Source organism: Undibacterium sp. 14-3-2 (assembly GCF_016595265.1).
In the GTDB taxonomy this organism is placed as follows: domain Bacteria; phylum Pseudomonadota; class Gammaproteobacteria; order Burkholderiales; family Burkholderiaceae_D; genus Undibacterium; species Undibacterium aquatile.
Genome location: NZ_JAENGS010000001.1, coordinates 144,061 through 156,774, shown reverse-complemented (window position 1 = coordinate 156,774; position 12,714 = coordinate 144,061). Strand labels below are relative to the sequence as shown.

The 12,714-nt window shown below is 50.1% G+C and carries 14 protein-coding genes; 3 read left to right on the top strand and 11 right to left on the bottom strand.

What is annotated here, in order from left to right; all coding sequences use genetic code 11:
* The first annotated feature begins 248 nt into the window (after positions 1-248).
* Positions 249-1,460, top strand: coding sequence for a GIN domain-containing protein (locus tag Undi14_RS00700; protein ID WP_200177533.1), 1,212 nt, complete (start codon positions 249-251; stop codon positions 1,458-1,460).
* Positions 1,461-1,554: 94 nt separating this feature from the next.
* On the opposite strand, the gene Undi14_RS00695 is transcribed toward Undi14_RS00700, so the two are convergent.
* From Undi14_RS00695 to Undi14_RS00680, 4 genes are all read right to left on the bottom strand, one after another.
* Complete coding sequence (locus Undi14_RS00695) at positions 1,555-1,959, bottom strand: hypothetical protein (protein ID WP_186884058.1); 405 nt, start codon at positions 1,957-1,959, stop codon at positions 1,555-1,557.
* Positions 1,960-1,962: 3 nt separating this feature from the next.
* A complete protein-coding gene (locus Undi14_RS00690) occupies positions 1,963-2,934 on the bottom strand; it encodes a TraB/GumN family protein (RefSeq protein ID WP_200177532.1) in 972 nt (323 codons plus the stop codon).
* A 58-nt stretch (positions 2,935-2,992) separates the two neighbouring features.
* Entirely contained in the window at positions 2,993-3,850 is an 858-nt protein-coding gene (locus Undi14_RS00685; protein ID WP_200177531.1) for a type II CAAX prenyl endopeptidase Rce1 family protein, read from the bottom strand.
* A 139-nt stretch (positions 3,851-3,989) separates the two neighbouring features.
* On the bottom strand, positions 3,990-6,023 hold the full coding sequence (locus tag Undi14_RS00680) for a UvrD-helicase domain-containing protein (protein WP_200177530.1): 2,034 nt from the start codon (positions 6,021-6,023) through the stop codon (positions 3,990-3,992).
* A gap of 117 nt (positions 6,024-6,140) precedes the next feature.
* On the opposite strand from Undi14_RS00680, the gene Undi14_RS00675 reads away from it, so the two are divergent.
* Positions 6,141-6,623 carry an AtaL-like protein gene (locus tag Undi14_RS00675; RefSeq protein ID WP_200177529.1) on the top strand — a complete coding sequence of 161 codons (483 nt, stop codon included), beginning with the start codon at positions 6,141-6,143 and terminating at the stop codon, positions 6,621-6,623.
* A gap of 453 nt (positions 6,624-7,076) precedes the next feature.
* Positions 7,077-8,168 carry a polymer-forming cytoskeletal protein gene (locus Undi14_RS00670; protein WP_200177528.1) on the top strand — a complete coding sequence of 364 codons (1,092 nt, stop codon included), beginning with the start codon at positions 7,077-7,079 and terminating at the stop codon, positions 8,166-8,168.
* An 88-nt stretch (positions 8,169-8,256) separates the two neighbouring features.
* Here the strand turns inward: Undi14_RS00670 and Undi14_RS00665 are convergent, their stop codons facing one another.
* The 7 genes from Undi14_RS00665 to Undi14_RS00635 all read right to left on the bottom strand — a co-directional run bounded on the left by Undi14_RS00665 (position 8,257) and on the right by Undi14_RS00635 (position 12,423).
* Positions 8,257-8,502, bottom strand: coding sequence for a hypothetical protein (locus Undi14_RS00665; protein WP_200177527.1), 246 nt, complete (start codon positions 8,500-8,502; stop codon positions 8,257-8,259).
* Positions 8,503-8,631: 129 nt separating this feature from the next.
* Complete coding sequence (locus Undi14_RS00660; RefSeq protein ID WP_200177526.1) at positions 8,632-8,946, bottom strand: hypothetical protein; 315 nt, start codon at positions 8,944-8,946, stop codon at positions 8,632-8,634.
* A gap of 87 nt (positions 8,947-9,033) precedes the next feature.
* On the bottom strand, positions 9,034-9,492 hold the full coding sequence (locus Undi14_RS00655; RefSeq protein WP_200177525.1) for a GNAT family N-acetyltransferase: 459 nt from the start codon (positions 9,490-9,492) through the stop codon (positions 9,034-9,036).
* 125 nt (positions 9,493-9,617) lie between these two features.
* Positions 9,618-9,998, bottom strand: coding sequence for a hypothetical protein (locus Undi14_RS00650; RefSeq protein ID WP_200177524.1), 381 nt, complete (start codon positions 9,996-9,998; stop codon positions 9,618-9,620).
* Entirely contained in the window at positions 9,991-10,632 is a 642-nt protein-coding gene (locus Undi14_RS00645; RefSeq protein WP_200177523.1) for a DUF2238 domain-containing protein, read from the bottom strand. The genes Undi14_RS00650 and Undi14_RS00645 overlap by 8 nt, the downstream gene beginning before the upstream one ends.
* 90 nt (positions 10,633-10,722) lie before the next feature.
* Positions 10,723-11,181 carry an SMI1/KNR4 family protein gene (locus tag Undi14_RS00640; protein ID WP_200177522.1) on the bottom strand — a complete coding sequence of 153 codons (459 nt, stop codon included), beginning with the start codon at positions 11,179-11,181 and terminating at the stop codon, positions 10,723-10,725.
* A 66-nt stretch (positions 11,182-11,247) separates the two neighbouring features.
* Positions 11,248-12,423, bottom strand: coding sequence for a hypothetical protein (locus tag Undi14_RS00635; protein WP_200177521.1), 1,176 nt, complete (start codon positions 12,421-12,423; stop codon positions 11,248-11,250).
* Between the last annotated feature and the right edge of the window lie 291 nt (positions 12,424-12,714).

Here is a 12,714-nt window from a genome sequence, read left to right as displayed (position 1 = left end):
TCTCTGGCTGGCAGATGTGAATCTATCTGTAAAATTTACCGTTGATAATCCTGATTCTGCATTCTGTCGCAAACAGCTGATGCGCTCCGGAGTTTTCAGATTACACTTCATCCTGTTGCAAAATTGATCCGACTAAATAGGCGACGAAAGCAGCACCGGAAACGCCGATGCGCAGCGTCAAGCCGTCACGCCAGCGGACAGTTTTGCGTATGTCCTGTGTACGACTTATTACTGATCACATTCATATCATGCTCAAATCTATCACCTGGACCAGCCTGTTCATCCTGATGCTCGCCGGATGCGACATCCAGATTGACGGCAAACACATCAGCAGCGGCAAAACCATCAACAACGGTAAAACCGTCACCGAAAAACGCACGCTGACCGCCTTTACCAGCATAGAAAACCGCAGTTTTCTCGACATCGTGATTACACCCGGACAACCAGCGCTGGAAATCACCGCTGATGAAAAAATGCTGCCGGACATAGAAACGGTAGTGGAAAACCAGCGCCTGATCATCATGCGTAAAACAAATCCGACGGTGACCATAGGCCGCAGCCCGCAAGGGAATATCCGCATCAGCGCCAATCAGCTGCAACAATTGCTGCAATCTGGCAGCGGTGATATCGAGCTGAACAGTATCCAGGCAGAGAAATTTGAACTGACGCAAACGTCATCCGGCGACATCAAAGTCAGTGGACAAATCAAACAACTCGATCTCAGCGTCAGCGGCAGCGGCGACATCGATTTGCGGCAATTACAGTTAGGCAGCGCCAACGTCAATATGCGCAGTTCCGGCGACGTCAGAATGCATCAGTTGACCGGCGCACTCGTTGCCGAAGTGCATGGCAGCGGCAGCCTGAAAGTCGATGCGATGCAAAATGCCTCCGCCAACATACACCGCAACAGTTCCGGCGACATCAGTCTGCACGGTGATATGCAACAGTTGCAGGTCGATGCGTCCGGCTCCGGTGATCTCGATATCGACAGCTCGCAATTACCGCTGGCAAATATCCAGCTCAATGGCTCCGGCGATCTGGCCTTGCATGGTCATATTGCAGTGCTTAATCTTAATCTGCGTGGTTCCGGCGAGGTCAAAGCCAGCCAGCTCAACGCCGATGATGTACGCATCGAAAGCAATGGCAGCGGCGACCTGCGCATTAACAACATACGCCAAAGTCTGAAGGCAGACCTGTCAGGCTCCGGCAATCTGCATACCACGCTGGAAAATGCGACGCTGGCTGAGCTGATTATGTCGCGCAGCGGTGATGTCACGATCGACGGCACGGCAAAAAAACTGACTGCCAGACTCAGCGGTACAGGTGATCTGCGCGCGCAGGACTTATTACTCGATACCGCCAGCGTCAAAGTTACCGGCAATTGCGAAGCACAGGTGAATGTCAAAAAAGCGGGCGGCTCACGCGTAGTGAAGGTGGATCGCAACGGCGTTGTCAGTTGATTTTTATAACGAAGATACTGACGCAGAAATGAAAAAGCCTGATCGTGTCAGATCAGGCTTTTTTTACACCATATTACAAGCTCAACTTACAAGCTCAACGCTTCACAATCCGGTATTCATGTTGCACCACCAGACGGCTGGTGGCGATCAGACTATTCAAGCCCAGTATCAACTGCATCAGCACCTGCCCCGGCACCAGCCAGATCTGCCCACGCGGGGGCGACACTTGTGTCACGGCAGTCAGTACCGGCGTCACCCATGCTGCATCCGGCGTGACATCGAGCAAAATATCGCCATCGCTATTGGTGTGCAGATACACTTCGCCACCGTGCAATAAGGTAAAACACACGCCATAACCGGCCTGTGGATTTTTACCCGCGAGTTGCTGCAATTCGCGATCATACAAATCCAACCAGGCCTCGACATCATTGACCGATTCCAGTGAGACCCACGGCAGATCAGGATAATTTTTTTCTGTGGATAAAGCCTTCAATGTCATGCCTTACTTTTTTTGTGCTGTCGTGGAAACTGCTGCAGATGACGCTGTCGATGCGGCGATTTCAGGTTTCATCTGACGTACCTGCAAACCACGTTGCCTGAGCAAATCCGTAATACTGTTTTTACCGGTAATGTGCCCGGCACCGACCACGATCATCACTTTTTTTCCCGCGCTCATCAAGGCCACGATCTGATCTGCCATCGCCGGATTGCGGTCATCGAGCAACAGCTTCATGATCTTGCGCGACCCGGCATCTTTATTCGCCGTTTCTTCCAGTATCGTCGCCAACGCCTCGGCATCACCGGCTTTCCATGCCTGCACCATCAGCGCGGTATCACGCACGGCATCGCCATTGCTGAGGCTGTGTAAAGTCTGCGACAGCATCGCATCACCATCTTCATCACTCAAGCCACCCAGCATACGCGCCTGAAATTCCAGACTTTCTAATTCCACCAGTTGCTTGCCGTCTTTCTTTGCCCTTTTGATGAAGTGCAGGTCGATGCCCTGCGCCGGATCATAGCCTTGCTGCGCCACCACGCCTATCATCAGGCCAGTCGCCACCATCGCCGGTTTGAGGCTCTGAAACTGCGCGGCAGAAGCCCCCAACAACTTCTGCATGCTTTCCCAGGTCGCTTTCTGCAGATGATTTTCCAGTTTGTCCGGCGCGGCATAAGACAGCAAAGGAATCAACTTACGACTGAATTGCGGGTCGCTGGCGTCCACCTCCACCGCCAGCGTATCGGCCTGTTGATACGCGTTTTGTACTGCGGCAGGCAAAGGATAAAAGCTGGCTTTGGCGAGGTGAAATGAACCAAATAAATACGCGGTATTCGTCGCCGATGTCACTTCCCACAGTATCCCATTGGCGGGCGTTTCATCCGCCGCCTGCGCAAGGCTGTGAGTGGCAATCAGGGCTGTAACGACCACCGATGCGACCCGCTTCAGGCTCTGATTCAACAATAAAAAATTCATCATCATTTTTCCATAAAAAATACTGCAAAGTGCAGCACAACTGACGCAGGCAGAATGTGCACTAAGGAAACAATAAATCGGTACATAAACACACTGCATTGAACAACGCATGGAATGCGATTGCGCTGCGCAAACCCTGTCGCAATCGCAGATAGCCAAGCAATGCACCTCCAAAAAGCTGTGAACTCACGGCAAAGATCAGCCAATAATCACGACCATTTGTAGAATAAAAATTGGAGACGTGAACCAGGCCAAAACTGATGGCGTACATCCAGAAAACATAGGGATAACGTCGGATAAATGCGCGGCTACGTGCAAAACGAATACTGACAGCAGAGGCCGCGTATCGCAAACGTATCGCATCCGCTGCGGCAATGCTCAGCAATATACCAGCCATGATCAGGGAAAGCATTTTGTCCGCATTCAGCATTGCTATCAGCACAGGGGCAACAAACAAGCTGTACTTTACCTGCCGTAAACCAGCTCTGAAAGCCAACTCTTCTCCCAAAGGTGCAATCAAGACGGAGATCACCCATTGGGAGATTTTTGTTGCGTCAGTTTTTACCGATTCCTCAAGACCAGCCCAATGATATAGCGCTGCGTCGATTGGTAAAGTCACGATAACGATAAAGCAGAAATTCAGCGCCAGCATCAATGCGATGCGCCGCCATCCTTGTCTGAGTGTCAGTACCTTTGCATGTCCGCGCACGGGCTTACGCAAAAAAGCGATCAGTTCACGCAATTCGCGACGCCAGTCAAAATCGGCAGAACTTATTGCCTGCTCATTGGTATGCGCTATTGTTTGCTTCACCGCCTGACCAGGTAGGCCAACGCTGCCATTACTGGCGACAATCATTTCTTGAGCCTGATGATCGCCAGAACCGGCGGGGCTTGTATTTTCAGTTAACACTTGCGACATAGCGCCCTTTAAAAAATGCTGCGCACATCATTGCGCTGAAGCATTCTCTTTTTTTGTTTTATTTTAGTCAACAAAATTCAAGGCATTTGTCCGGCATTCTTCTGCATCAGCAACGAACGATATCGCACCGAAATACCAACTACTCTGATTTAGGCTGACTCAATAAAGCTTTCAGATTGGCGAGCCGTTCTTTCGGCGTCAGGGCTTCCGCTTCTGTGGGGACGGCGTCGCCTTCGTCGAGTTTCATTTCTTTAATAAAGCGTGATGGATCGCAATGTACGGGCACACCTGCGCGCTTGCGCTTCTTGCACCAGGTGATGTGCAGGCTGCGCTGCGCGCGCGTGATGCCGACATACATCAGGCGACGTTCTTCTTCTATGCGTGCCGCCAGAATTTCTATCGGTGTATCGGGGTCGCCTTTATGCGGCAAAATGCCTTCTTCGACGCCGACCAGAAACACGTGCGGATATTCCAGCCCTTTCGACGCGTGCAAGGTGGACATGCGCACCGCATCAGGCTCTTCGTCCTTGCCTTCCATCATCGACATCAGCGCCACCATCTGCGTCAGATCGAGCAGGCTGCGGTGATCGTCAGTGCCGTCTTTACCGCCGCTGCCTTTGGTTTTCAGCCACTGCGTAAAATCGAGCACGTTTTGCCATTTGTTTTGCGCGGCGCGGTCATCGAAGCTGTCGTACAAATAGCCTTCGTAATTAATTTCCTTCATCAGATCATCCAGCAATTCGCTGGCATGACCTTCGCGGTGGGCATGCGCTTCAACCTGATTGATGAAGGTGCAGAATTCGCGCAGCGGGCGTAACTGGCGATCCGTGAGTTTAGCTTCGATGCCGCCCTTAAACACTGCCGCGAACAGCGAACATTGCCACTGCCCGGCGAATGCGCCCAGCACTTCCAGCGTCGCCTGACCGACGCCGCGTTTCGGCGTGGTGATCGCGCGGATGAACGCCGGATCATCGTCTTCATTCGCAATCAGGCGCAGATACGAAATGATGTCTTTGATTTCAGCGCGGTCAAAAAAACTCTGGCCGCCGGAAATGGTGTACGGAATCCGTTCGCGCCGCAACGCCTGTTCGATCACACGCGATTGGTGATTGCCGCGATACAGTATCGCGTAATCGGAATATTTAGCACGCCGCTCAAAGCGATGCGCCGAGATCATGATGGCGACTTGTTCTGCCTCTTGCTCGTCGTCCTGCATGCCCAGCACTTTGACCGGATCACCGAGGCCATGTTCTGACCACAGCGATTTTTCAAACAGCTTGGGATTATTCCCAATCACAGCATTCGCCGCTTGCAGTATGCGGGTACTGGAACGGTAATTCTGTTCGAGCTTAATGATTTCCAGATCAGGAAAATCGACTTGCAGCGTCGTTAGATTTTCTATGGTCGCGCCGCGCCACGCGTAAATCGCCTGATCGTCGTCGCCCACAGCGGTAAACATCGGCTTTTTGCCGACGCCCGTCACCAGCAATTTCACCAGTTCGTACTGGCAGGTATTGGTGTCCTGATATTCATCGACCAGCAGATAACGCAGACGGCGCTGCCATTTGTCGCGCACTTGCTCATTGCTGCGAAACAGCTCAACCGGCAGCCGGATCAGATCATCGAAATCCACCGCCTGATACGCCGACAGCGTGGCGACATAGCTTGCATAAATGCGCGCCGCCGTGGCTTCGTCATCATCTTTGGCCTGCTTCAGCGCCAGCTCAGGCGTGATCAGCGCGTTTTTCCACAGCGACATCGCAGTCTGTATGCGGCGGATTAATTGCTTGTCGGTGGTGATCGCCAAATCCTGCACCAGCGAAAAACAATCATCGCTGTCCATAATCGAAAAGCGGTCTTTCAGCCCCAGCGCCTGCGCTTCCTGCCGCAAAATTTTCACGCCCAGCGAGTGAAACGTCGACACCGTCAGTTGCTTGGCCTGACGCGGCTCGGCCAGCAATTTGGCGATCCTTTCCTGCATTTCATGCGCGGCTTTATTGGTAAAGGTCAGCGCTGCAATATGCTTGGGTTCGTAGCCATGCAACTCGATCAGATTGACAATTTTTTGCGTGATCACGCGCGTTTTGCCCGAACCCGCCCCGGCCAGCACCAGACAAGGGCCGTCCATGTAGTTAACTGCATTGCGTTGGGGAGTATTCAGGCCGTGGGACATAGTGTGGTGAAAAGCAAATCAAGCGCTATTGTAGCCGCATGTGATGGCGAAGGCGGTGTTTACCCCACCACAGACAACAAGAGTAAACTAGCGCGCATTCCACATTGAGGCATTGCCATGAAATTCGAACATTTAATCGAGATTAACGACATCCTGAATCCCTTAGCCGAAGTCATCACCCGCGAACAATTGTGGCGCGGGCTGGTGCTGCGTGCCGAGTCACCGAAGCTGTTTGTGTCTTACCTTGACGATGCGCTGATCGAAGACCGCACCGAAGCCAGCATGACGCGCACCCTGAAATATGGCGAACTGAGCGTCACCGACACCGTGCGTTTTGTGCGTCTGGAACATGTGCATTACGACATCGCAGCGCAAGGCGAGATACGTCAGTCATCGTTGCGTATGACGATAGAAGAGCCGCAGCCAGACTCGCTGTTTGTGCGTTTTCAATACGACGATGGTGCCACCGAAGAGCAGGACAAAGAAAACGAGATGTACAACGACTATCGCCGTTCCGCCTATCAGGCCGCCGACATCGACACGATACGGCTGATACGCGAATTCGCCGAAGCCGGGCGCCTGAACGCCTTGCCGAGTTAAGCGCCGCCCGCGATCTCGCCGACCTGCGTTGGCCTGAACCAGCTTGCGCGATGCCCAAAAACGCGGCTGCAAGGAAAAATAATACTGGGGGGAGTATATTTTAAAGCCCAATGTTTATAAGGACATGAATGGGTAAAATGGCAGATACTCCCCCTTTTTTCGATTTTATCGGGATGTTGGCAGGCAAAACAGGCCGCCATCAACAAGGTCACAACCAGCATCGCCACCAGCACCAGACGCGGACTAAGCAGCGCTAAAACAGCGTAACGCAGCGATTCAGCATTAACGTCGCAAGCGCGCAGCGATGACCAATCAGGCACACAGCAGCGGCCAAACTCCCATCCCCTTTGTTGTCCCGCCTGCGCGTGTCAGGCGGGATTTCTTCGTCTGCCCGCCGGATTCTGGGATAATGGCGCGAATTTCTGTTTCCAACCTCACCTTCTAAGGTTCATCATGATTAAACGTGCCGCCAAATCTGCCGCCCAACCTGTTGCTGAGATTCCGGCAGCACCCGAACCGTTTCAGGCAAAAACGCTCAAACGCAAGCAATTCGCCAGCACCGGTGACGTCCACATTCAGGGCGATGTGACCATCACCACGCAACTGATCGTCGGCGGTGATCTGCTGGTGGATGGCGACCTGATTGCCGAAGAAGTGTTTTGCCTCGGCAAACTGACCGTCACTGGCGACATTCAGGTGCAATCGTTGTACATCGGTCAGACGCTCGATGCGGGCGGCAATATCGATGTCGAATTCCTCGTCAAAACCGGCTGCAATGCCGAATGGATGGCGCGCGTGCTCGAACTCGATCAGCGCAAACTCAAAGAAGGTGAAAACTTTATCGATCTGCTGGTGCATCCGGCGATACTCGACCGCCAGCAGCACAACGATGTGTTCGGCGGCTTTGGCGATATTCAGGGGCTGGGTTATTTGTCCTGCGCCGATCTCGATTGTCAGGGCAATCTGCAACTCGATGACGACCTCGAAGCCAGCGAAGTGCAATTCGTCGGCGGCCATCTGGCTGCCAGCGCGATCCACGTTGCCGGTGATTGCAATTGCCAGGGCGAAGTGTTCAGCGAAACCAATATCGACGTCGAAGGCAGCCTGTTTGCCGGTGAAATCGTCTGTCAGGGCAATGTCGCCGCCGGTGCGATTGGCTGTCAGGGCGACATCAGCGCGTGGGGCAGCATCCGCGCCAAAGGCGAACTCAGCAGCCTGTTTGGTGAAATCCACGCCGGTCGCTGGATCGCCACCGCCGCCACGTTATACGCAGCGAAATACATCAAGGCCGGTGAATCGGTGATCGGTGAAAAAGGCATCCACTGCGGCAAAGACTACGGTATTTTCGCTGGCTCCACCCTGCCACGCTCGGCATGGGCCAAGCAAGGCCTGATCTCTGCCGACAGCAAGCCACGCCTGATTTTGTCGGGTGAATTTGTCGAAGGCAAAAAACTGCGCCACATCGACGCACTGGAAAAAAAGCGCGATAAAGAACTCGACTGGGAAATCGCCCGCCGCGTTAAACGTGAAATGCTGGCGGAGTAAAACCAGAACGCATCTCATCCGTAGGAAGAGTTCTGAAAAGCGGGCGCATCTGAGGCGCCCGCTTTTTCACATCCTGACCACTATTCCATTACACAGGCCGACCGCCATCATCTTTGATCGCCACAGATGTGATCTTAGAAAAATCAATCGCCAGAAAAAGCTTAACGCCGTTTTGCTTCACTTCATAAGGTTTGAGGGAAGACGGTGGTTGCTTTCCAGTTGACAGGTAGGTCAGAAAATCATTCTGGAAATTCTTCAGCGCCGTCCTGATTTCAATCTCATAGCTTGCAGCTGCGCCGTTATTGAATTGAAGGAAGAGGTTTTCGTTGCTCATTTTTGTTACTCCTTTTTTCTGATGTGGCACGAAGGCCACGGACATCAACGGGGGAAAACAAATGACAAAACAGCAGAGACAATAAACCGACACAACTGACAAACGCGACGCTTACTCGTACGAACAGCGCTACCAGACGGTATACAAAATGATAAAACCGGTGGCGACCATGCCGGTTAATGCGACCAAAAATATGACGTCGCCGATTAACTCTAATTTCGTGGCCAGCGATGGATTTCTGGTTCGCAAAGAAAAGAAAAATAAATAGGTCGCCAACAAAAAACAAAGTGACACCGCAGCCAGGATATCGTCGGCAATCGTCACGGCGAATTTATCTGCGCCTTGTTTTTTGAAGATGGTTAGTGCCGTGATGCTCAAACCCGCCAGCGTGGCAGACAGCGTGAGTAATTGCAGAATTTCATGCCTGTCCCATTTTCTTTGCATGGCAACACCTTTCATTCAAACTCAATACAGAAGAGTGGACTATCAGAAGGTAAATTAGTTCGTGTACCCGACGCTTGCTGTAAGAGTTTAGGTGAGCAAATTTTTCGCAAAACAAACGGCCTCAACTTTGCCGACATATTTGCCAAAGTTTGGAATACGGGAGTAACCGTTCTTTTCATAGAATGAAACCGCTCTGTGATTAACGCTCCGCGTTTCTAGCCACAGCTGGGAATAACCAAGTAGTCTTGCTTCGTTTTCCAGGTGGGCAAGCACGGCACGCCCGACGCCGGATGTGCCTGGCATTGCATACATACGCTTGACTTCTGCTATCGATTCTTCGATTGGACGAAAAGCGCCGCAGCCGACCGGAATTTCATTATGCGTGCGAGCAACAACAAAACGAGCCCGGCTTCCACGAACATCGTTAGGATCGAAGGAAGATTGACCGCTGTCGCCCGTGATCTGTGTAAGTGTCTCTGACAGTGCATCCATCAACTGCAAGGCTGCAACTGATGCCGGGTCCTCATTCGTGATAGTGAACATCATGTGTAGTGAAGGCTCGATAAAACGGCATAGCATACGCCATGCGCATTAACGATAGAAATCAAACAGCTAAAAATCAACACAGGCATTCGGCGCAGTGCACGGCGCGTACGCACCCTACGCTCATATCAAATGATCTTGCAACGAATGATGGCGTCCTCATCAAATCCATAGATCGCGCACAGCCTGTGATAGCCATCGGCGATAATCACTTTGCCGTTGCTTTCATCTCTGACCAGCAGTAACGGCGACAGGGCAACGCCGTTCGCGATTTTCTTCCTGTCCTTCTCTACGTGGGAATTACTGACGCCGAGCAAGGATAATTGCGATGCCCTGAAAATATCCTTGGATTTAAACTCGACGATGGCCGCCGTTCTGAGTCTGGCGACCATGTCAGCGACTTTCTTTTCGTTGTAGATAATTCTCAGATAAGAATCGGCTGCCGGATAGTCATGCGGCTCGACATCGGAGAGCCATAATATTTTTTCAGATGCCAGGTGCTTAGCCATTGTTCGCCTCAGAAGAGAATGTAGAGTTTCGCAAGCGCCCAATCTGGCGGTCTTGCGTTCGTGCCAGTACTGCCTGTGCGACAACTGCCCCGATAAGTGCGAACAGCATGTCGGATTGTGTATCCCATGGGTCGCCCTGAGTACCAAGGAAGTCGTCAGCCCCCTGCCCCATTGCCACAGCAGCGCCCCACTCGATGAGTTCATACGATGCGCTGATGGCGAGAACAACACAGGTCACCAAGAAGATAAGCATTTTTCCCGCACGGACATATCCACCGCGCAGCAAAATTTCCCGCGCCGCCAGCGCCGGAACAAAACCCTGGGCAAAGTGACCGATCTTGTCGTATGGATTGCGATGCAGACCTAGCGCCTCAGCGATTTGGAAACCAAAAGGTACTCTGGCATAGGTATACGCACCGCCGACCAGCAGAATAACGGCATGCACGAAAATGCAGATGTAGAGCAAGTGCGTCAGCGGAAAACGCGTGTAACTTGCGATCAGCACAGGCACGACGATGAATATCGGCAGCACCTCCATCAGCCACGTAGCGCGGTCATAAGGATGCCAGCCAGACCAGGCCAACAGGCAGAGCAGAACGACGAGAGCGACAAGGAGAGGTTGGGTGCGGTGCATAGGTTGTGAGGTCTAACGCAGAGATGAAGGGATCGCCTTCATTGGTTCAAAAGATGCTGAATTTATCATTCGCGATTCCCTGTCGATCGTCTAGTTATGTTGGTTGGGTTCTAAATACAACATGTTCAAAAAATCTGGCAAGCTCGCAGCTATAGCCAGCATATTGTCTTCCCAAGGATCACCATCATAATTCTCGATTTCATGATCCCATCGATATACAAATCCATATTCTTTTTCTTTGAGTGACAAACAAATTATGTTGCCGCCAAACGATACGCCGATACAAAAATAATGATGCGGAATCCTGTTTTTCATCTCAATATTTTCTGTTTTGAGATCGTAGGTTGCATCACGATTTCTAATGCCAAAGAAGGATCCAACATCATCAAAATACTCACCCCCGATTTTGTAATCATGAAACGCTGGTGATCCACCGTTATTCCGCAAGAGAAATTCTTTGTATGCTATCGGCAGCTTAATATTGAAATAGGACTCAATCTGCGACAGTTCCTGTTGGTTCGTAGCGGGGTAAGGATCAGTTAGTTGCATTGTTGTCCTGATACATAACGCCAAGCTAAGCGGCGCGCCTTAGCGCGTCCTTGCTTGAGCGCCTTGTTAGCTTTCAACTACATCATCTATATATAGATAACCCCAAATGTGATTTATATGCTTTCCTGTATCAGGTTCAACCTGATGAAGATGTAGGTATTGATATCGTTCTGAATGATTAAAGCCAGTTACAATTCTTTCAATACTATAAAAATAACCTTCTTGTACAACATGAACGATTGATGAAGTTCTTGTGGGGTTTTCATAGATATTCTTTCCTATATACACTGGCGGCGCAGGGAATGCCTTGTCTCTGCTCGGCCATTTTCTATTTGCATTAAAGGTTTGCTCTTTAATAAGGAAATTTATAGCCACATCCATACAATAATTAAAATTTTCTTTCGTTGCTTCATTTGCAGGGTAGGAGAAATCATAGTCCACATGCCAAACTCCCGTCTCTGTTTCAACAACTTCAGGTGTAAGTCTTCGGAGATTGTCGATCTCATTAGTACTTAAGCCCCATTCAATGCAGTCAATTTTTAACTGTTCATGATTGATTTGGACAAAGTCAGAAGGTTTTTTTACATTCTTATTTATCCACCCAGCATCTCTAGTCCAGTGGTAAGCCTTATTCCCGCCCATACCAAAAAATCTTAAAAGGCCTTTTGGTTGGTTATCCGGATCTCTCCATCTGTAGACGCAATAATTACTTTCGTATGCAACATAAAAAGCCTTTCTTATTTCAATTAAGGCCTCTAGATAATTATCATTTTCCGCGTGCTGTATTGCTAGATATAAATGCTCTTTAGCGGGACAGTTCTTAACAAGGTCTACAAGAAAAATTTGGCCTAAGGTTTTGCCAGAAACATGCTGTAAGGCTTTGTCAATAAATTCTCTCGCTGTACCCAAATAATTAACTACTGAAGCGGGTTCTGCTAATTGGCCATAATGCTTTGAAATAACGCGCTGTTTATTCATTGCCTTTAGTGTTCCAGATTTATATACGGGAACATCTTGTTTTTTTAACTCACCAATTAATTCATCAAATGATTTTGATTCAAGACTGCGCTGCTCTTCAACATCTAGCTCATCTAAAATTCCAAGCACAATAAGCTCCACACTATCTTGCAACAAGATAATGCCTGCTGTACACGAATGTTTATCTCCAACGGAAATTAATGAGGTTGCTTCATTGAATATTGATTTGGCAGTTAATAAGGTGTTTGTTGTGGATTGTTTCACTGTGATCTCAATGTAAAGCTAACGTGTTTTAATTTTCATTTTGCAACATTAACCATCAATGATAAAACTGTCAACATGTTGTAATCCTCTTGAAAACCGCATGGATATTAGCTACATTTTGTTATACTGTTTAAACATACAGTATAAATAAACTGCCAAAAACATCACCGACATCACCAAAACCCCGTTTACCCGATCAGACGCAGGAAGATTGCTTTATCGGAATTTGTGCTTAGTCACGGAAGAACTACACGCGTAGCAGGCACCTTAGTTTTCACCCACCTTCATCGC

Bases quoted from the DNA above. Each gene is read 5' to 3' on its own strand.
- Undi14_RS00700 (WP_200177533.1), top strand. From the start codon at position 249: ATGCTCAAATCTATCACCTGGACCAGCCTGTTCATCCTGATGCTCGCC.
- Undi14_RS00695 (WP_186884058.1), bottom strand. From the start codon at position 1,959: ATGACATTGAAGGCTTTATCCACAGAAAAAAATTATCCTGATCTGCCG.
- Undi14_RS00690 (WP_200177532.1), bottom strand. From the start codon at position 2,934: ATGATGAATTTTTTATTGTTGAATCAGAGCCTGAAGCGGGTCGCATCG.
- Undi14_RS00685 (WP_200177531.1), bottom strand. From the start codon at position 3,850: ATGTCGCAAGTGTTAACTGAAAATACAAGCCCCGCCGGTTCTGGCGAT.
- Undi14_RS00680 (WP_200177530.1), bottom strand. From the start codon at position 6,023: ATGTCCCACGGCCTGAATACTCCCCAACGCAATGCAGTTAACTACATG.
- Undi14_RS00675 (WP_200177529.1), top strand. From the start codon at position 6,141: ATGAAATTCGAACATTTAATCGAGATTAACGACATCCTGAATCCCTTA.
- Undi14_RS00670 (WP_200177528.1), top strand. From the start codon at position 7,077: ATGATTAAACGTGCCGCCAAATCTGCCGCCCAACCTGTTGCTGAGATT.
- Undi14_RS00665 (WP_200177527.1), bottom strand. From the start codon at position 8,502: ATGAGCAACGAAAACCTCTTCCTTCAATTCAATAACGGCGCAGCTGCA.
- Undi14_RS00660 (WP_200177526.1), bottom strand. From the start codon at position 8,946: ATGCAAAGAAAATGGGACAGGCATGAAATTCTGCAATTACTCACGCTG.
- Undi14_RS00655 (WP_200177525.1), bottom strand. From the start codon at position 9,492: ATGATGTTCACTATCACGAATGAGGACCCGGCATCAGTTGCAGCCTTG.
- Undi14_RS00650 (WP_200177524.1), bottom strand. From the start codon at position 9,998: ATGGCTAAGCACCTGGCATCTGAAAAAATATTATGGCTCTCCGATGTC.
- Undi14_RS00645 (WP_200177523.1), bottom strand. From the start codon at position 10,632: ATGCACCGCACCCAACCTCTCCTTGTCGCTCTCGTCGTTCTGCTCTGC.
- Undi14_RS00640 (WP_200177522.1), bottom strand. From the start codon at position 11,181: ATGCAACTAACTGATCCTTACCCCGCTACGAACCAACAGGAACTGTCG.